This is a genomic window from Aquimarina megaterium XH134 (assembly GCF_000520975.1).
In the GTDB taxonomy this organism is placed as follows: domain Bacteria; phylum Bacteroidota; class Bacteroidia; order Flavobacteriales; family Flavobacteriaceae; genus Aquimarina; species Aquimarina megaterium.
The window spans coordinates 141,645-162,057 of record NZ_JACB01000026.1; the positions used below are offsets into that span (position 1 = coordinate 141,645).

At 31.5% G+C, this 20,413-nt stretch carries 18 protein-coding genes; 10 read left to right on the forward strand and 8 right to left on the reverse strand.

Going from position 1 to position 20,413, the window contains the following annotated elements:
- Positions 1 to 17: 17 nt before the first annotated feature.
- Entirely contained in the window at positions 18 to 2,387 is a 2,370-nt protein-coding gene (locus Z053_RS0114245; RefSeq protein WP_025665684.1) for an outer membrane beta-barrel family protein, read from the reverse strand.
- Between the two features lie 197 nt (positions 2,388 to 2,584).
- Between Z053_RS0114245 and Z053_RS28620 the strand changes: the two genes are divergently transcribed.
- Together Z053_RS28620 and Z053_RS0114255 are read left to right on the forward strand one after the other, a co-directional pair.
- On the forward strand, positions 2,585 to 3,598 hold the full coding sequence (locus Z053_RS28620; RefSeq protein WP_035096174.1) for a sensor histidine kinase: 1,014 nt from the start codon (positions 2,585 to 2,587) through the stop codon (positions 3,596 to 3,598).
- 7 nt (positions 3,599 to 3,605) lie between these two features.
- Positions 3,606 to 4,313, forward strand: a complete 708-nt coding sequence (locus Z053_RS0114255) for a LytR/AlgR family response regulator transcription factor (protein ID WP_025665685.1) — start codon at positions 3,606 to 3,608, stop codon at positions 4,311 to 4,313.
- A gap of 126 nt (positions 4,314 to 4,439) precedes the next feature.
- On the opposite strand, the gene Z053_RS31530 is transcribed toward Z053_RS0114255, so the two are convergent.
- Positions 4,440 to 4,880 (reverse strand): LytR/AlgR family response regulator transcription factor, encoded by a 441-nt coding sequence (locus Z053_RS31530; protein ID WP_160170095.1) that lies wholly within the window; start codon positions 4,878 to 4,880, stop codon positions 4,440 to 4,442.
- Between the two features lie 617 nt (positions 4,881 to 5,497).
- Between Z053_RS31530 and Z053_RS0114265 the strand changes: the two genes are divergently transcribed.
- Both Z053_RS0114265 and Z053_RS0114270 read left to right on the forward strand, forming a co-directional pair.
- The gene (locus Z053_RS0114265) at positions 5,498 to 7,342 is read left to right on the forward strand and encodes a glycoside hydrolase family 13 protein (RefSeq protein ID WP_035096175.1); all 1,845 of its coding nucleotides are present in this window, start codon (positions 5,498 to 5,500) and stop codon (positions 7,340 to 7,342) included.
- Positions 7,342 to 8,235 carry a carbohydrate kinase family protein gene (locus Z053_RS0114270; RefSeq protein ID WP_025665688.1) on the forward strand — a complete coding sequence of 298 codons (894 nt, stop codon included), beginning with the start codon at positions 7,342 to 7,344 and terminating at the stop codon, positions 8,233 to 8,235. Before Z053_RS0114265 ends, Z053_RS0114270 begins: the two co-directional genes overlap by 1 nt.
- Positions 8,236 to 8,275: 40 nt before the next feature.
- On the opposite strand, the gene Z053_RS0114275 is transcribed toward Z053_RS0114270, so the two are convergent.
- From Z053_RS0114275 to Z053_RS0114290, 4 genes are all read right to left on the reverse strand, one after another.
- A complete protein-coding gene (locus Z053_RS0114275; RefSeq protein ID WP_025665689.1) occupies positions 8,276 to 9,157 on the reverse strand; it encodes a sterol desaturase family protein in 882 nt (293 codons plus the stop codon).
- A gap of 3 nt (positions 9,158 to 9,160) precedes the next feature.
- The gene (locus tag Z053_RS0114280) at positions 9,161 to 9,718 is read right to left on the reverse strand and encodes a hypothetical protein (RefSeq protein WP_025665690.1); all 558 of its coding nucleotides are present in this window, start codon (positions 9,716 to 9,718) and stop codon (positions 9,161 to 9,163) included.
- 49 nt (positions 9,719 to 9,767) lie between these two features.
- Positions 9,768 to 10,481, reverse strand: a complete 714-nt coding sequence (locus tag Z053_RS0114285) for a VOC family protein (protein ID WP_025665691.1) — start codon at positions 10,479 to 10,481, stop codon at positions 9,768 to 9,770.
- A gap of 76 nt (positions 10,482 to 10,557) precedes the next feature.
- Positions 10,558 to 11,127, reverse strand: coding sequence for a Crp/Fnr family transcriptional regulator (locus Z053_RS0114290; protein ID WP_025665692.1), 570 nt, complete (start codon positions 11,125 to 11,127; stop codon positions 10,558 to 10,560).
- Between the two features lie 475 nt (positions 11,128 to 11,602).
- On the opposite strand from Z053_RS0114290, the gene Z053_RS0114295 reads away from it, so the two are divergent.
- From Z053_RS0114295 to Z053_RS0114310, 4 genes are all read left to right on the forward strand, one after another.
- Entirely contained in the window at positions 11,603 to 12,400 is a 798-nt protein-coding gene (locus tag Z053_RS0114295) for a sensor histidine kinase (protein ID WP_160170096.1), read from the forward strand.
- Positions 12,397 to 13,107: a LytR/AlgR family response regulator transcription factor gene (locus Z053_RS0114300; protein WP_025665694.1), complete on the forward strand. Its 711-nt coding sequence runs from the start codon at positions 12,397 to 12,399 to the stop codon at positions 13,105 to 13,107. The genes Z053_RS0114295 and Z053_RS0114300 overlap by 4 nt, the downstream gene beginning before the upstream one ends.
- A gap of 109 nt (positions 13,108 to 13,216) precedes the next feature.
- On the forward strand, positions 13,217 to 14,647 hold the full coding sequence (locus tag Z053_RS0114305) for a serine hydrolase (protein ID WP_025665695.1): 1,431 nt from the start codon (positions 13,217 to 13,219) through the stop codon (positions 14,645 to 14,647).
- Between the two features lie 10 nt (positions 14,648 to 14,657).
- Positions 14,658 to 15,338, forward strand: coding sequence for a CPBP family intramembrane glutamic endopeptidase (locus tag Z053_RS0114310; RefSeq protein WP_025665696.1), 681 nt, complete (start codon positions 14,658 to 14,660; stop codon positions 15,336 to 15,338).
- A gap of 92 nt (positions 15,339 to 15,430) precedes the next feature.
- On the opposite strand, the gene Z053_RS0114315 is transcribed toward Z053_RS0114310, so the two are convergent.
- Positions 15,431 to 16,123, reverse strand: a complete 693-nt coding sequence (locus Z053_RS0114315; RefSeq protein WP_231389105.1) for a LytR/AlgR family response regulator transcription factor — start codon at positions 16,121 to 16,123, stop codon at positions 15,431 to 15,433.
- A gap of 16 nt (positions 16,124 to 16,139) precedes the next feature.
- The gene (locus Z053_RS0114320; RefSeq protein ID WP_160170097.1) at positions 16,140 to 17,120 is read right to left on the reverse strand and encodes a sensor histidine kinase; all 981 of its coding nucleotides are present in this window, start codon (positions 17,118 to 17,120) and stop codon (positions 16,140 to 16,142) included.
- Between the two features lie 320 nt (positions 17,121 to 17,440).
- Here Z053_RS0114320 and Z053_RS0114325 point away from each other — a divergent pair, with 320 nt between their 5' ends.
- Both Z053_RS0114325 and Z053_RS30715 read left to right on the forward strand, forming a co-directional pair.
- Positions 17,441 to 18,343 (forward strand): TolB family protein, encoded by a 903-nt coding sequence (locus Z053_RS0114325; RefSeq protein ID WP_025665699.1) that lies wholly within the window; start codon positions 17,441 to 17,443, stop codon positions 18,341 to 18,343.
- A 47-nt stretch (positions 18,344 to 18,390) separates the two neighbouring features.
- Entirely contained in the window at positions 18,391 to 20,385 is a 1,995-nt protein-coding gene (locus Z053_RS30715) for a serine hydrolase domain-containing protein (RefSeq protein WP_025665700.1), read from the forward strand.
- Positions 20,386 to 20,413: the final 28 nt, after the last annotated feature.

Consider the following 20,413-nt stretch of genomic DNA (forward strand, 5'->3'; position numbering starts at 1 on the left):
GATTTATTTGTTATGTATTAAAATCTTCGAGAGCCTGAGTATTGCATGGCTTCACCTTTACCAAATCCATAGCTTAAGCCAAAAGTGATAAAACGACCTCTTTGATTACGGTTATAGGTAGAAAAATCAGGTTGATCAGTTGTAAATTCAAAGACTCTTGTTTCAAAAACATCTCTAACACTCAAATTGGCTACAATTTTGCCTTTGAAAAGTTTTTTTCGTAACCCTAAATTGGCAAATAGATTTTCCTCTTGTTGTCCTTGTATGGTTTTAAAACGTGACCTGTAGTTGCCAGAGACTTCAAAATCAAAACCTGCTGGTAACTTTATTTTGGCAGTAGCTCTAGAATTCCAACGAGTACCATCAAAATCTAAAGAGTTTCCTTCAAAACTCCCTTTTCGATTAAAAGCATTCCAGTTGAAATCGGCTGTGATTGTTCCCCATTTAAAAGGGCTGTATTTGGTATTAAATTCTATTCCTTTGGTATTGTTTGTTCCTGCATTAATAGGCAAACGAGTGCTAATACCATTCTCAAACGTAGTTACATCCTCTATTACATCTTTGGTATAATGATGGTATAAGCCAAGATTAAAAGAGGTTTTTCCAATTTTGAAAATACTCGTCAATTCATACGAATCTGTAAATTCGGGTTGTAAATTTGGATTTCCAGTCGAAATACTGAAATTATTTCTGATATTAAAGAATGGGTTTAGATCCCATAATCTTGGTCTGTAAACACGTTTTGAGTATCCGGTCTGAAGCGATATATTATCAGAAATTTTATATGATACATGAGCGCTTGGAAACAGGTTTGTATAATTTTGTGTGTTTTGTTCATTAGTATTCTGCAAAACCGTTTTTAAGTCGGTATTCTCTAGTCGTAAACCACCTTTAATTCCCCATGTTTCACCTTCGAACCCTAAGGTTCCATAAACACCCAGCACATTCTGATTATAATCGAATAAGTTGGTAAGATTAGGGTCTACTACTAAATTTCCATTTTCTAATGTCCCTACCTGATAATCATTAGATACATCATTTAATATATATTGAGTACCTAGCTCCATTGTATATTTTTTGGCAAAAGGGCGAGTATAATCTAATTTAAAGGTGTAGCGTGCTTCTTTAAAATCGGTTGCTGTTTGTTGATCAAGATTTTCACGAGAACCAAAGGTCGTTCTATCCTTAAAATCAGATGATTGATCTTTACCAAAAAACGACCCCAAAGCACTAAAGAGTAGATCGTGATCCTCATGATTTTTAAAATCTTTTTTGTATTGAAATTCGTATTGCCATTTAGGATTGGTCGCCTCAGTTTCTTCAGTTCTTGTCCAGCTTTGCGTTAAGACTTCAGATTCGTTAAATGAAAACAGATTTGTTGAATTTTCGTCTTCTACTTCATAAGCAAAGCTTCCCGAAAGTGTAAAAACATTACTGTCGTTTAGGTGATAATCTGTTCCTAACAGGATATTGTAAAATGTTTCATTTTTATCACCATCACCCACAGATCGCAGTTGAGTATTGTTTACAAGATCATTATTCTCTGAAATCCTTTCTGTAGGAAAAGTTCTATGACCAACACCCAATTGTGTAAATAGATTAAATTTTTCGGTACGTTTATTAAGGCTTACACCAATACTGTTACTATTGGGAGTACCTACATTTAGAGAAATAGATCCATTTAATCCTCGTTTTTCTTCCTTTTTAAGAACAATATTGATAATACCCGACGTTCCTTCGGCGTCATATTTCGCAGATGGATTAGTAATCACTTCAACACGGTCTATCATTTCTGCCGTAATAGTTCCCAAAGCATTGCTACCCTGGTCGGTAAGCACCGATGGTTTTCCGTTAACAAGCATTTGCACTCCCTGGCTTCCTCTTAAACTTATTTGCCCTTCGATATTAACATTTACCGAAGGTACATTATTCAATACCTCTAGAGCACTAGCACCAGCGCTACTCAAATCTTTTCCGACATTGAAAACACGTTTATCTAACTTGAAAACAGTTTGCGATACTTCTGCAGAAACAACGACTTCGTCTAATTGTTCTTTATCCTCTTCTAATAGTATTATTCCTAAATCTATGTTTCCTTTTTTTACCTGATATGTATTAAATGTTTTCTTTTGAAAACCAATAAAACTTACTTCTATAATAAAGTTGCTTTCTACAGTAGAAAATTCAAATGATCCATCTTCAGAAGTTGTAGTGCCGGTAATAGGTTTTTGGGTTGCTTTATCTGCAATTAAAACCGTAGCAAATTCAATGGGTTGTTGTGAGGTAGCTTCAACAATTTTTCCCGTGATAGTTTTAGATTGTGCATTTACAATACAAGTGGTAAACAGTAGTAAAAAAAGATTAGCTACTAGAAATATTCGCTTCATATTTGAAATCTTAATTAATCGAAATCAAAATTCACAAAGCAAAATAAATACAGAAAATAAAACACGTGAACTACAAAACTTTTACCTTAAACAACTTAATGGTTGTTTGCCTCCAACTTTTTGTCGTTTACCTTATAATATATGATGCTTACGGTAAATAGTAGGGGCGTATACAGTAATTCCTATATTTTTGTGTTATGAGGCATTTTATGAAAGGCTGGAAAAATAAAGAATGGATATATCAAATTGTATTTTTTGTTGTACTGTTTATAGTGTATTCTTTTGATAAACACGATCCAGAAATAGAGTTCTATAAAGTAGTATTCTTTATTCATTATGTATTTGTTTCTCTTTTTATAAGCTATGTTTTAGTTCCGTCTTTCTTTTATAAGAAAAAGTATCTCAAACTTGCAGTTTCTTTGATTTTAGTTTTTATGTTCGTCTATTTTGTAGAAGAATTTGTTCTCGAAAAAATATTTTTTCCAGGAAGACGAGGGCAGCACATTTCAAGTGTTTTCTATACACTTATTGATATTATGCCAATAATTATTATAATGATAAGCTTCAAATTGGGATGGGATGCCAACAAAAAACAGAAAGAAGTTGAGCAGTTACATATATCGGTACAAGAAAGTGAGTTGCGGTTCTTGAAATCACAGATCAATCCTCATTTCTTATTTAATAACTTGAATAATCTATATTCTTATGCTATTGAAAATTCGCCAAAAACTCCTTCCATTATACTAGAATTGTCATCAGTTTTACGATATATGTTATACGATTGTAAAGAGGATCTAGTTTCACTCGAAAAAGAAATCAAACATCTTGAGAATTTTGTTAAGCTTAATGAGTTACAAATTGAAGAAAGAGGAAACGTTAATTTTGATGTTCCTGGGATTACCAAGAATTATCAAATTGCTCCATTAATATTAGTGGTTTTTATAGAAAACGCTTTTAAACATAGTAATGCAAGTCAAAGCGACAATATAACTATCGATATAAAAATTGATATTGAAGAAAATGATAAGTTAACTTTTATTTGCGAAAATAGTTTTTTGCCAAACGCAAATAATCAAAATATATCTAAAGGTATTGGTTTGAAGAATGTAAAAAAACGTTTAAATCTTTTGTACCCGAGAAAACATTATCTTGTAATAGAAGAAGAGAATAATAGATATAAAGTGCTTCTTTCTTTATATTTAAATACCTAAAAGAAGTATGTCTAAAACGTGTATTATCATAGAAGATCAACCACCTGCACAGCGTATTCTACAAAAATATATTGCTGATTTAGGTACATTAGAATTAAAAGGTGTATTTTCTGATGCTTTAACTGCTTTAACTTTTTTGCAAAAGAACACTATAGACCTTATTTTTTTGGATATACATTTGCCCAAAATTTCTGGTATTGATTTTCTGAAGACTATTAATAATCCACCTAAAACTATCTTAACAACAGCTTTCTCAGAATTTGCATTAGAAAGTTATGAGTATAATGTAGTTGATTATCTCTTAAAACCCTTTTCATTTCAGCGTTTTATACAGGCAGTTACAAAAGCATCATATGAAACTAAAACAATTCTTCAATCAGATAGTATAGTATCAAAAAAAGAAGAAGATTTCTTTTTTATAAAATCGGGATATGATCTGTTTAAGGTTTCAGAAAAAGAAATAATGTTTATCACAGCGGATTCTGATTATACTCAAGTAAAAACTAAAAATAAAAGTTATCTGAGTTCAGAAACCTTAAAGCAATGGAAAGAGAAACTTGATGACTCATTATTTTGCCAAGTACACAAATCATATATTATAAATATAAGAGCTATATCAAAATTATCAGGGAACCAAATTTATATTGAAGAAGAAAGAATTCCTGTAGGTAGAGTATATAAAGAAGATTTTGAAAGAAAAATTGGTCTCTCATAGAATACATAAGATAAAACTATAACACATATTGTACAAAACAACATAACTTCTGGTTTTGCTACACTGAGATTACTGAAGAGGATAGGAGAGTAAGGAAATATGTGTAGAATGAGAATTAATTTACATCTAAAAATAACCTAAAGTGTCTTTAACTTCTTCTTTATACTTTCGTCCAATAGGTATAGGGATTCCTTTTAATATTAATTTACTTGGTGAAAAGGAATCAATAAAATTGAGACTTACAATAAAAGAACGGTGAACTCTTAAGAATTTTTTGTTGGTTAACATTTCTTCAATCGATGAAATGCCTTTATAAGCGATAATTTCTCTATTAGTAGTTTTTACTTTGACATAATTTTTAAGACTTTCAATAAAAATTATGTCCTTCAAAAAAATTTTCTGCAATGATTTTTCAACTTTTAAATAAATAAATTCCTCTTCTTTTATAGACTGTAATTGTTGGTTTTCTAGTTCAATAGTTTTTTGATTTGTTGCATGCCAACTTTTAAAAAAAACATACCCCAAAGGAATGATGATAGCAATATTTACATCTAAAAGTGTGTTCATTATTTCTGTAAGAACAAAGAAATTAGAAACTTCAAAATTTTGTAAATAATTTGGTTGAACAACATAAAAAAACAAGACTCTTTGAATAAAAACAGTAACAAAAATCAATAAAAGAGTATAGAGAAAGACGAACATCGCATATTTCTTTTTCAGAAAAAAAACCGGGAATAAAAAATACAACGATACATAAACCAAAATAAGTCTAGCAGGAAGACTTAACATTTGGATCATAAAATTCCTGAAATAATCATTATCATAAGTTCCCCAAACTAAAGTAAAAAAACATACAAATGCCAACCAATAACCAAGATGTTTTGTGACTCTGTTAGATTTTTTTTGTATACCCAAAAATGAAAAATTAGTATAGTTTGATTTCATTTGGCTAAAATCTAAAAATTAATCTAAATGACCATTAATTATATACAAACAACTGGCAATTTTATACAAAAAACGAGTAAACAATTGTAATCTATAGCTCATTAGAATTGATTTTCTGCTTTACTATAACTAATAAATACTGGTAGTTTGGTATATCGAAGTGGTTGTTTATATAATGAGATTGTGAGGTGTTGTTTTCATTGGTAATATTGAGGAATCTAATTTTTTACTTTACTAAAATGAAAACTATATTTAGAATTTTTATTATTTGTTTACTCTTTTTTGTTTCAATTCGATTAAGTGCGCAAAATGTAACATTAAATAGAGTAGAACCTCCAAATTGGTGGATCGGAATGGAAAACCCCGAATTACAAATTTTGGTATATGGAGAAAATATTAGTCAAACAAAACCAAGTATCAATTATGAAGGGGTTTTAATACATAGTATTTCTACATTAGAAAATGAAAACTATCTCTTTATAAATTTGTCAATAGCAGAAACAACCAAAGAAGGTTCTTTTGATATTGTTTTTAAAACAAAAACGAATAAAGAATTACGTTACACCTACGAATTAAAAACAAAAAAGCATAGGGACAATGCAACTCAAAGTATTGATGGCTCTGATGTTATTTATTTAATAACCCCTGATCGTTTTTCGAATGGAGATCCAGAAAATGACTCTACCGAAGATACTCTTGAAAAAGTAAATCGTTCTAACCAAGATGGAAGACACGGTGGAGATATAAGAGGAGTTATAAATCATTTAGATTATATTCAAAATTTAAGGGTAACGACTTTATGGTTAAATCCGTTTTTAGAAAATGATCAGCCAAAATACTCATACCATGGTTATGGAATTTCAGATTTTTATAAAACAGATAGTCGTTTTGGAAATAATGCAGATTTTTTGAGTTTGGTTGACTTGTGTCATCAAAAAGGAATGAAAATGATTATGGATCAGGTTTTTAATCATTGTGGAGCCGGTCATTGGTGGATGAATGATTTACCTTCTAAAGATTGGTTGAATCAATGGGACACATTTACACGAAGTAATTTTACCAATATTGCAGCTTCTGATCCACATGTTTCAAAAAGTGATTACGATTTATTTACAAAAGGCTGGTTTGATACTAATTTACCCGATTTAAATTTAGAAAACCCATTTTTAGCAACCTACATGATCCAAAATTCAATTTGGTGGGTAGAATATGCACAGTTAGATGGTATTAGAATGGATACCTATCCTTATCCTGAAAAAAATGTAATGGCAAAATGGGTAGAAACTATTAATACTGAATACCCTAACTTTTATATTGTTGCAGAAACGTGGGAAGCTAAAGCGTCATCATTATCATATTGGAATAATGGTGGAGTTAATAACGATGGTTACAAATCTCCTGTGAATAGTGTATGTGATTACCCCTTGTATTACGCAATGTTAAAAGCATTTGGAAAAGAAGAGAATATATATAAAATCTATGAAACACTCGCTGAAGATTTTGTGTATGGAGATCCATTTAGCAATAAAATATTTAATGGAAATCACGATGTTGGGAGATTATTCACGCTATTAGATGAAGACATTGATAAACTTAAACTAAGTATGGCATTTATCTTAACCACAAGAGGAATTCCGCAATTGTATTATGGTGATGAATTATTGTTTGGAGGTGATAAACCTGACGGACAATTACGAAAAGATTTTCCGGGAGGGTGGAAGACGGATAAAAGAAATGCTTTTACTAATAAAGGAAGAACAGTTCAAGAAAATAGCGTATACAATTATGTAAGTACAATTTTGAATTGGCGTAAAGGAGCTACAGAAATCCATTCCGGAAAATTGAAGCATTTTCAACCTTTAGAAAATATCTATGTTTATTTTAGGTATACAGATACCGAAAGCACGATGATTATTATAAATAATAAGAAAAAAGATATTCCAAATTATAGTTTAGAGCGTTACAAAGAAGCTCTTGATGGATATTCTAAAGGAAAGGATATTATTACAAATACTCATTTCTCTACCCTTAAGTCAATTGATTTAAAAGCAAATTCGGCTTCCATAATTAAACTTAGTAAATAATGAAAAACATATTTGTTATAGGAGGAGCCTCATACAATTCGGTAATCACATTAGATGAATTTCCTGAGGCTATTCCACAAACAATTCATAATTGTGATTTTAATGAAACTATTGGAAATACTGGTGCTGGAAAAGCTTTGGCGTTTTCTAAATTAGGGTTTTATACTACATTTCATTCTTTAATAGGTAATGATTCTTTTGGAGAAAAAGTAATGTCTTATTTGCAAGAGCCTACACTAAATTTCATTAATGATATAGATAAAAAAGGTACCGAAAGGCATTTAAATATTATGAATAATAAGGGAGAACGTATTTCTATATTCATGAATCCTTCTTCGGATGTACCAGATATTGACTATTCCAAATTTGAAAAAGAAGTATTAAAAGCAAGCTTTATTGTTGTGAATATTGCTAATTATTGCCGTAATATTTTACCAATTTGTAAACAATTAAATAAAGAAGTTTGGACCGATTTACATGATTATGATGGTAAAAACCAATACCATCAAGACTTTATTGATGCTGCTACCTATACTTTTTTAAGTTCAGATAATTTATCAGATTATAAATCTTTTATGGAAGAACAGATTGCTAATGGTAAGAAATTGGTGGTGTGTACTCACGGAAAAGGTGGAGCAACTGCATATACTATAAATCAAGAATGGATTGAAGTCCCAATTATTGAAAATTATACGATGATCAATACAAATGGTGCCGGTGATTCTTTTTTTGCAGGTTTTCTGTATGGATTTTCTAATGGTTATGATATAAAAAAGTGTATGCAATATGGGACAATTACGGCTGGCTTATGTATAGAATCAGAGATGATCACAGGTAATAGATTAAGTAAAATTCTTATTGAAGAAGAATTTTCAAAATATTATATTAAATAGAAAACGACCTCTTGTTTTCACGAAAACAAGAGGCTGTTTTTTAATTTTTTGGCATCCAATCTGGTGGTTTAATCAACACCAGAAGCTTGTTTTTAAAGCCTTCAACACTAGCTATTTTTTTGAATAATCGAGTTATTCCATGAAAAAATACTTTTATAGGGTTGGTGCTATTTAATGGTTCTGAAATGCCGTATTTTACAGTTTCGACTTCGGGCTCGAATGTGCCTAGCATTCTATCCCAAATGATAAGAATTCCGGCATAGTTTTTATCCCAATATTGTCTGTTTGAACCATGATGTACACGATGATGTGACGGTGTATTAAAAATAAACTCTACTGGTTTTGTGAGTTTACCAATAATTTCGGTGTGTAATAAAGTTTGAAACACTTGTACAAATACTTCAGATAATAATACTAAAATAGGATCGTATCCTAACATCACTAACGGAAGTGAAAAAAGAATGGGCATTATAGCATCTAATGGCCCAAAACGATATGCTACCGACATATTAAAATGTGGAGAACTGTGATGTACAGTATGTGTTGCCCATCCAATACCTATGCGATGCATCATACGATGTTCCCAATAATAAGCGAAATCTGCCAATACTATGCAAGAAATAATTGTTGCCCAATTTAATTCTAAATGCGGTAAACTAGCATTGTTATATAACCAATAATAAAGTTTGGTTATAGCTAAAACTCCAAGGATAATTTCAATAAGGAGAAATGCACCAAACGTAATTATATTAGCAATACTATCAAAAACAAGGTTTTTGTTTAAGCGTTTTTGCCATGCATAACGAATTAATTCTAATACAAAAAACGGAATGATGATGTACAATAAACTTAAATCGTTAATGAGATAAAACCAGTAATTAACATCGATCCAGCTTAGTTGTTTTGATAAAAATTCAATCATAATTTATTGTCTTTTCCAAGTTTCTACATCACCATAACCATAATAGTCATAGCTTAGCCTAAAAGTATTTTCATCAACCATATCAATGGTACAATCGATATCATATATTTGTTTTTCATGTTCAATGGTATAGATCCCTTTTCCCTTGTAACCATCGAATGATTTTATAATAAGTGTTTTTGTGCCTTTTGCTTTTTCGCTATTTCCACTTTCATCTTCATATTGGTAAGTATAGGCATTAAATACATTGCCTTCTTTTTTAATAGTATACACTATCGCGCCTCTAAACTCTTTTGAGTGATAAGTTACTTTCCAATTACCAATAATATAATCTGTCTCTTCATTATAATGGTTTACAGAAGCATTAGAAGTTTTTTTATTATCATCTTCATTTTCTATAGATTGTTTTTTCTCATCTGGAAATTGAGAAATAGTGTTTTCTTCTAAATCAGTTCCAGACGTATAGTTTGAACTTTGTGAAGCATAGCTTACTAAGTGTGCACTACCAGCAAGTAGGATAACCACAGCTAAACTTCTGAACAGTACTATTGAATTTTTCATTTTTTATGTTTTTAATACTGGTTTTTACTTTGTTCTTCCTCGTAAGAAGTTATATTTTTTGTATGTAGAAGAATGCTTCGGATCCATCAGAACATAATAGCCGGTTACCTTCATTAAAAATTAGGTTTCCGTCGTTTGCTTCAATGGTTTTTTGTGATTGTTTCAGGTCTTTTACACCAAATGTACATACCCAATATTCGTATTTACTTTTTATACTGTTAGGTATTTCACTAATAGTTGCTATATGATCGTTTTTTAAGTTATAAATCTCGAAGCTATTCTCATCCACTTTTTGAAATTTCCAATTAAAAAGCTGTTTATAAAATAAAATCGCTTTTTGGGTGTCGGATACGTGTAATTCGTTAAAAATTAAAGTGTTTTCTTTATTTTTAGTTCTCGAATTCAATGCATTGCCTTCATAGACAGTAAACCCTGCGCCTAATGTATCACGTATTAAAGCGATGCTGCCAATAGAATTTTTGGTATCTACCAGTTCTATAATTCCACCTAATTTACGTGCTTTTTCTATAGTTTCTGTAACGCTGTCTACTTGAATATAGGACATCCAAAAAGATGGCATTTTCATATCTTGAAACTTCTGCGGTGTTTGGTACAAACCAACAGTTTCTTTTTTATCGTTATACGCAATTAAATAATTATCGGTACTGTAATATTTCCAACCAAAAACAGCCTCATAAAACTGCTTTGCTTTATCAGGATTGTAACTGGATAAGTCTGCCCAAATAAAATTATTAGTATTCATATTGTAATTGGTTTATGAAGATTATGAGGCAAAACTAATCAGAGCGTTTAGTGTTATTTTTGACTTATGTCAAAATCTACTTTCGAGCTCTACTTAATGTTTCCTGACTTATACCTAACATTGAAGCGATATGTCCTAAATTGGCAATTTGCGTTATATTAGGAATTGCTTTTATTAATAATTGGTACTTTTCTTTGGCCGATAAAAAATAATAGCCTTTATAAAAATCATCTATCAATGCCATTTGTTCTTCTATGAGTAGGCGTCCAAAACGTTCTAACTCCGGAAAAGTGGTATATAATTCCTGCCATTGGGTATAGGTTAATGAAATAACCTCGCTGATTTCGGTAGTTTCGATATAATCTTTTGATGGTGTTTGCGAAAGATAACTATGCCAAGAAGTTACCATATTGTTTTTTGGATAAATCCAATGTGTAATATCTTTTCCGTCTTGATAAAAATAAGTGCGAACCGTGCCACTTTTTAAAAAATAGAGGTGTTTACATGTTTTTCCTTCTTTGCTTAAGATGGTACCTTTAGCTAAAGTCTCATTACGAGCTAGTGCTACAATAGCGTTTTCTGCTTCGTTTGAGAGTGTACTATATTGCCTTATGTGTTTGATAAACTCAATTACTAGTTTCTCCATACTAAAAAAGACATTTGAAGTTTATACAGGTTATATTTTTTGCTAACACTCTTATGCTCATTTACAAATATACATAATGGTGTTTTTGGGTTCGTGCAATTTTGACTAAAAAAATAGGAGAGGAGTATAATCTGTGTGGAATGATATAGATAGAATTCTAATAATCGTCTATAAAAATAGAAAGACCGTCTATATAATTACAAATATTTACCTTGTTTAGCTTACCTTAGTTTTTTATCAAAATGGTATGCAGAAAGGTTATTTAAAAATAATATTACACAGTTTTTTATGGCTCGTTGTATTTATATATCCAATAGCTTCGTTAAATCATATTCCAAATGGGCAATATCTTATTAATAGAAATTGGCTGTCTATTTCAAGCATTTTTCTTGTTTTTTATATCAATTACTTTGTGTTAGTAGATCTGCTTTTTTTTAAAAATAAAAAGGTATTGTTTTATATTCTAAATATTTTTTTGATTGTTATACTCTATGTATTATTAAAAAAACTGTTGCGATTTAATGTATTTCACCCAACAGTTAATGGAGAGTTGATTCGAGAAGTAAGAAGTGGTGCTATGACTACTGTTCAATTAATGCTACCTATAATTTTAAGTATTGGCATGTGTGTTGGTTTAAAAGTAAATTCAAGATTTAATGAAAATAGATTATTATTACAACAAGTAAAACAAACACAATTAGATACTGAAATTAAATATTTAAAGTATCAAGTTCAACCACATTTTCTCTTTAATACCTTAAACAATATTTATGCATTAATTGATAGCTCTCCTTTTTTGGCCAAAGAATCAATACACACCTTAAGCAAACTGATGCGTTATCTATTACACGACGCATCAATCAATAAAGTTCCTATTGTAAAAGAAATAGAATTTCTAGAACGTTACATAGATTTAATGCAATTGCGGGTATCTGCTAATCTAACGTTAAAAAAGAGTTTTCCTATAATTAATCAACCTATACAAATTGCTCCATTACTTCTAATTTCTTTTGTAGAAAATGCTTTTAAACATGGTATAGATGCTATACAACCTAGTTTTATTTGCATTAACTTAACAATAGAAAATGACTGTATCAATTATACTGTTACTAATTCTTCTTTTCCCGAAAAAGAAAAAGTTACCGATTCTGGAATTGGATTAGAGAATTTAAAAAAACGATTAGAACTATTGTATCCCAATAAGTTTAAATTAACCACCAGAGAGGAAAACAACGAATATATTGCAACATTAATCCTTAATTTTAAAAAATGATACTTTCTTGTGTTTTAATTGATGATGAACCTTTGGCTCTTAGTCTATTAGAAGGTTATGTAAAATCTACACCTTTTTTAAAATTGATTGCTAAATGCAATAGCGCTATTGCTGCAATGGAAATTATAGAGCACGAATCGGTTGATTTGATTTTTACAGACATACAAATGCCAAACTTATCTGGTATTGAATTCTCTAAACTACTTTTAAACAAAAACACTAAAGTTATTTTTACGACTGCATTTGAAGAATTTGCACTCGAAAGTTATAAAGTTAATGCTATTGATTATTTAGTAAAACCAATTAGTTATCCCGAGTTTTTCTCTGCTGCGAATAAGGCAAAACAGTTATTGCCTAACAACTCAAATCAAACAAATTATATAGAGGATTATATTTTTGTAAAGTCGGATTATAAGTTAATTAAGATAAATTTAAAAGATTTAATTTATGTTGAAGGTTTAAAAGATTATTTAAAACTCTACACAGTTAATTCTGAAAAACCAATCCTCACTTTAAAAAGCATGAAATCTTTAGCAGAAGAATTATCTAAAAAAAGCTTTATGCGTGTGCATCGTTCTTTTCTTGTTAATTTAAAGATGATAACGACTATAGAACGTAATCGTATTGTATTTGGAGATAAATACATTCCGGTTTCAGAAAAATACAGAAAAGATTTTCAAAAGTTCATTAATACCGATTTTACTTAATAGATAAAATCCTCTTGTTTGTCTAGAATTGCATTGTAACTATCTATTTCGTTTTAATAAGTTCTTACGTTTAATCAATTTTGATGTATACATATAAAACTATATATCAATGATTAAAGTAATTACATTTTTAATAATTTGTTTTGTATCAAGTTTACAGGCACAAACAATAAACGACAAGATAGAGGAAATGATGCAAAAGCATGTTGAGCTTGATCAATTTTCCGGAACTGTTTTGCTGGCAAAAGAGGGCAAAATTTTATATCAAAAAGCTTTTGGCGATGCGAATAAAAGCTATCAAATAAAAAACAATATAGATACAAAGTTTAATATTGCCTCAATGGGAAAAATGTTTACCGGTGTTTCCATTATGCAATTAGAAGAACGAGGGAAATTAAATATTAATGATCCGGTTGTAAAATACCTGAAAGATTTTCCATTTGGCAATAAAATAACTATTCATCATTTACTGTCTCATACTTCAGGTTTAAGCAATTACATGCGGCACAAAGTGTATAGAGCAAATAGAGGGAAACGTTACGTAATCAATGATATAATACCTTTTATTTATGAACAAAAATTAGAGTTTGATATTCCAGGAAAAAAATTTGCATATTCTAATTCTGGAATGGTTGTGTTAGGTGCAATTATTGAAAAAATTTCGGGACAGTCTTATTCAGAATTTATTACTCAGAATATCTTTATTCCCGCTAAAATGAACAATACGCAAATGAGATTTTGGGATGATGTTGTCGAAAATAGAGCATTAGGTTATTTAAAGTCAATATCTGGTAAGTATACAAATACGATATATACAAATAGTTCACCACAATCTGATGGAGGAATATTATCTACAGTTAAAGATATGTTGAAATTTGACCAAGCATTATACACTTCACTTCTAATTAATGAAAATTCTAAAAAGAAATTATTTACCAATGTTATACCAAAAATAACTTACGGTTTGGCATTTCAGGTAGAAAATAAAAATAATAATAGAGTAGTAGGTCATGGTGGAGGATTACCAGGGTTTTCGTCATATTTTTCAAGATATTTAGATGACAAATACACCATAATTGCTTTATCTAACTACGATATGATATCTAGAAACATTGTATACTATATAGAGGATATCTTATATAATAAAAAATACCAATTGCCAAAAGAGAGATTACGCTTTTTTATTTACAGTAACAAAGCTAAAATCAACAATTTCAATGACTTAAAAGATATTGAGAACTTTGTGAAAATACACAACTATTCTCTTAATCATCCACAACGTTTAAATCTTATTGCTTATGAGTTTATGAGAGAAAAAAATACTGAATTTGCTATAAAATTATTTAAGCTAAATGTGCATTTATTTCCAGATGAAGCAAATATGTATGATAGTTTAGGTGAAGCTTACGAGAATAATGAACAATTCGATTTAGCTTTAAAAAACTACGAAAAAGCGGTAGAAGTAGCTAAAAAGCAATCTCATAGGCTGCTAAATTCTTTTACGAATACTCTAAATCGATTTAAAGAAAAGTTACAATAGAATTAAAAGCATGAAAAATAATATAAAAGAAAACAACCAACTTAGTTTTCTCTTTGATCTCATTATTTACATTGCAATCATGTTTTTGATTAGGAAAACCTCAATTCCTAATACGCACTATTTAGTTACAGGGTTTTTATATTCTGGTACCACTTTATTAGTTGCAACATGGCAAATGAGAAGGAGAGGAGTTACATGGAAATCTTTAGGACTTATAAGACCTAAAAACATTACTAAAACATTTTTAAAAGCAGGAATAATAACTGCTATCATAATTGGAGTACTTCTTATTTTTAATCTAATACAAGATTCGTTTTTGGTTGTTAAAGAAAGTAGTGATGCCGTAAAAGGAACCAATACAGGTTACTCACTTCGTAATGGAGATTACGGCTATTTTTTTTCTGTTATTCTTTTTGTATGGTTACAATCTGCACTTGAAGAATTACTAGAACGAGGTTTCTTAATTACCTGGATAGAAGGATTGTTTTCAAATTTAAAATTTAGGACCACAATTGCGATTATAATACAAGCTTGTATTTGGGGTTTTAGACACTCGTATGATATCTCTGAACGTTCTATATCGGTAGCACTAATCGGAATTATTATGGGGATCGCTTATGTGAAACTCAATAGAAATTTATGGCCTGTGATCATAGCGCATTGCGCTATGAATACTATGTCTATGATATAAACGATATGATTCCTGGGTTGCACACTGAGCCTACCGAAATGTTGAAGTACTGTCGAAAGGATAGGAGTGTGACAATTAACAGTCGAGCGCTCTCAATTCTTAATCGATTTAATAATTTCTTTATAGGAAGCACCAATCGGAATTTCCATACCGCCAAGTAAAACAACATCTTTTGCAGTTAAAGAAGCAATTTTTCTAGTGTTAATAATATAGGAACGATGAACCCTCAAAAAATAAGAAGGTAGCTTTTGAACAAAAGAACTTATTTTATCTTTTGTAATTATGATGTCGTTTGCAGTATGTATTCTCACATAGTCTTTAATGCTGTCTATAAACAGAATGTCGTTAAACTCTATTCTAATCATCCTTTTGTTTGAATTAACAAAGAAGTGATCTAATGTCTTATCGACCTCTGATGATTCTTGGGAGGTGGATGGGGGTGTTGTATTCAATGCCTTGTATTTATTGATAGATTTATAAAACCGAATAAAAGATATTGGCTTTAATAAATAATCAATAATATCCAGTTCATACCCTTCTAAAGCGTATTCTCGGTAAGCTGTTGTTAAGATAACTTTTGGTTGTATCCTCGTATTTTTTATAAAATCGATACCTGTAACTACAGGCATTTGGATATCTAGAAATAAAAGGTCTATAGTAGTGTTTTGAAGAAAATGTCCAGCGGTTATAGGGTTATCAAATGTTGCTACAAGTTCAAGGTCTGGTATTTCCATTATGTGTTTTTCAAGCACTCTAATGGCTAGCGGCTCATCATCTACGACCATACATTTTATTCCCATATTATTGTAAATTAATAGTTAATACTACCTGAAAATCATTGTCTGTTTGGGTGCTTTTCAGGTCATAGTTATTTTTATAGTTCAGTTCTAATTGTCTTTGAGCATTAGAAAATCCAATTCCAGAATGTGATTCATTTTTCGTGTCGTATTGTCTGTTTTCGGGTAGCGTATTAAAAACTTTAAAGCATAGTTGATCTTGGTTTGTGGTTAATTCAATTTTAATTACCGAATCCTTGAGATTATTACTCGCACCGTGTTTAAAGGCGTTTTCGATAAATGATATCAGGATTAAGGGTGCTATCATTACGGTGGGAGAATGAAGATGGTATGTAAAGTTCAATGTTAATTTATTGCCATAACGTAGGGATTCTAAATCTATGTAATCCTGTATAAAAGCAATTTCTTTTTTTAATGGAACTTCAGCATCTTTACACCGATAAAGCATATAATCTAGCATGTCTGATAGTTTCAAAACAACTTCAGGGGCTTTTTCAGATCGATCTAATGTTAATGAATACAAATTATTTAACGTATTGAACAAAAAATGCGGATTTGTTTGCGCTTTTAAAAATTTAAGTTCGGTATTTGCTTTTTCTTTTTGTAAAACTTCTAGTTGATGACGTTCTTCAAAGCGGTCTTTAACTATCTTAGTCATTAGCATTAAAAAAACAAATACATAGACCGACGGAAAATGCACTACAGCCAAGTGAAATGGATCGGATATTATTTCTATCAAGCTTTCCTCCTTGTAATATTTAGGAATAAAAAATTTAGTCAAGTACATACTTGAAAGCTTTGAAATAACTAAAAATACATATACAGATATCAAAAAAGAGAATCCAAACTTAAGATACTTCTTTTTAAATAGAAGTTTGGGTACCTGATAATAGACTAAAAAATAACTTGCTAATAATTGGGCAGGTAAAAAACTCAAACTAGCGTTTACAGTCTTTTCAACGCTTCCATCATTTAATGCTGCCAATATGGGTAAACTTATAAACAATAAAATCCAAAATATGAGGTGTGAAACGACTCTATTCTGAAAGATCCAATCGATTAAGTTCTTTCTTTTTATCATAGTGTATAAATATATAAAATATGAATCTAGTATCCCTTTAAAAAAGACCAATCCAGATAATCTATTGCCCAACTCATGCTTTTTACGGATTAAGAATATTTTCCGTTACAAATAGGTTTATTTCAGTTTGAAAGTATCGTTTGTCTATTTTACAATTTTTTACTAATCCTATTCGATACGTTTGTTTAAGGATATTACATCAATTATTATTAAAAAGTAAGAATATGAAGTATATAAAAACTATCAGCATCCTTTTACCTTTCCTTTCTCTTTTGGTTGGTTATAGTCAGAACAATAAAAAATCGGAATCCATATCCTATACGATTGCTTATGCATCAAAAGAAACCGGTGATTCAGAAATTTACCTGATCGATAGTAAAGCTGAATCAAAAACTAGAATCACTAATCGCTCTGGGAGAGATGGCTATATAGCTTGGTCTCCTGATGGAAAACGTATCGCTTCTTATGGCTATTACGATAGAGGAAACACATGGTCTATTCATACTATGAATAGTGATGGTACGAACATGAAACGATTAACGCATGCAAAAAACAAATGGGATAATTCTCCTACGTGGTCTCCTGATGGAAAAAAAATTGTTTTTGCAAGAGATTATCAAGATTCGGCAGAAGTTTGGAGGGCAGAACTTTGGATTATGAATTCAAATGGTAGTGAACAAGCTCAAATAAAACCACTGAATGGTGGAGGACCATATTTTACTCAAGAAGGGAAACTCGTCTTTCATTCCATCTATCATTCCAATAGTGAAGAAATTTGCATAGCCAATATTGATGGCAGCAATATAACTAAGTTAACCAATAATAAAGCTAAAGATTTGCATCCTGAAGTTTCTGCAGATGGTAAACAAATCGTTTTTATGTCTAATAGAGATGGAAATCATGAAATTTATGTAATGAATATAGATGGCTCCAATCAAAAACGATTAACAAATAATGATGTTGATGATTGGAATCCTTCCTGGTCTCCTGATGGTTCTAAAATAATTTTCCAATCCACAGATGAGAATGGAGAAAAACATGTCTATATGATGAACAACGATGGTTCCTCGGTAGAAAAATTTATAAATAACGCTTTTGGTGCAGTTTGGTTAAAAACACGAAAATAACAGTGGTTGTGTAAGATTAAACGATTTAGAATTCAAAAGATAAAACAATGAAAAACATAATACGATTACTCTGTTCAATTATACTTTTAATAACAAGTATTAGCTTTGCCCAACAAAGTGATAGCCCTGCACCAGAGGCTACAGCTGCCGAAGCCAAAATATCCTTTTGGGATTTACCATATCTCAAAGAAGCTTTTATCGATACAACACCGGCAGAAAGAAAAGACGGTCTAGCAATTGGTGAATTAGGCGTTAATGGTGGCAATAAAGACATGATTATCAAGCTGGCCGAGGAGATCGCCGATAGTATGCACGGTCTCTACGATAGCATGCTTATCACCCACAAAAGCAAGCTCTTATTTGAATCTTATTACCGGCGTGGTCGCATTAACCTGGCCAGTGACCAAGCGTCAGCCGCTAAAGCCTACACCAGTTTGGCATTGGGTCGTGCTATCCAGTTGGGCTATCTAACAATGGCTGATCTGGATAAGCCCTTGGTTAGTTTTCTGAAAGAACTGGATCCAACAAAATTTGTTGAGGGTGCAGAAAAAATCACGCTCCATAAGGCATTGACCATGCGCGGGGGGCTTCGCATCAGTGAAGAACAGAGAAAAGAATTCGAGAAAAATCCAAACAAGTTAAAAGGCCAAGGTCAAGTTCAGACCCTTCTTGAGCATAGTGCACCTATTACCTCAGTATCTCAGAACTATTCATATGGCAACTTCAATCCAAGTTTGGTGATGCAAGCCATTGAGGCCGTCGTGCCGGGCACCGCCCAGGATTTCATCAAAAATGAACTTCTCGACAAAATGGGCATAACTAATTATAACTGGCAGACTTCTATTAGCGGCTTGCCAGAAGCGGGGTGGCGCGTGAGCATGACATCACGTGATATGGTCAAGTGGGGAATTTTGGCCATCAATAAAGGTAAATGGAATGGCGAACAACTGATTTCAGCAAAATTTTTAGCTAAAGCCACTAGTAACATTACTAAACCTACTGAAGATTGGCAACCCGACAGCTTTAATTATGGTTATTTTTTCTATCAAACGAATATAGCAGTCGGCGATAAAAGCTATGATACCACTTTCGCTTGGGGTGGTGGCGGACAATATATTATCACCGTTGATGAACTTGATTTAGTTGTTGTGATTACTGGCCATGACAGGGAAGATACTATAATGACTCAAGTTTCAAAAATCATCCTACCAGCGTTTGTTAAAGATGAACTCTCAGTTATAGAAAGCCCTTATCTTGGTCAAAAGCCACCGGGTTTGATTCCTGAATTATTTGCTCCTGGTATGGTTACAACAGAGGAATGGCAATGGAGTGGTGCCTTCACACCCGACCTAAAAGAATTTTATTTCATCAGAGAAGTTGGAGAAACAGAGGAGGATAAAAAAATGAAATTTGTTGTTATTCAAAATAAGAATAATAAGTGGCAGGAGTCGGTTATATCACCCAGAGTGGGAGAACCCTTTATATCGCCCGATGGTAAGATCATGCACTTGGGTACAAAATATAAAGAGCGTACGGAAACTGGCGATTGGTCCAAGATAAAAAGCCTTGGTGTTCCATTTAAAGACTTCCCAATCATGCTCCTTACAGCTTCTGCTAAAGGAACCTATGTTTTTGATTCAATGGGAGAAGGTATTATTCGTTATTCTAGATTAATTGATGGAGAACGTGAAGAACCTAAACAGTTTGGTAAGGAGATAAACACTGGAGGATCGAATGCTCACCCTTTCATTGCTCCAGATGAGTCCTATATTCTTTGGGATGGTAGAAGAGATAGCGGATATGGTAATGCTGATATCTATATCAGTTTTCAACAGCAAGATGGTTCATGGGGTGAGGCTATTAACTTGGGCGACAAGATAAACACAGAGTCTTCGGAAGCCGGTGCATTTGTGTCACCGGACGGAAAATATCTTTTCTTCAATAGAAGTGTAGGTAAAACAAAACCAACCGATAGATACGATGATGTAGATATATTTTGGGTAGATGCCCAGATTATCGAGAATCTCAGGCCCAAATCATAATCCATACAATAAATCACCTAGAATAAAA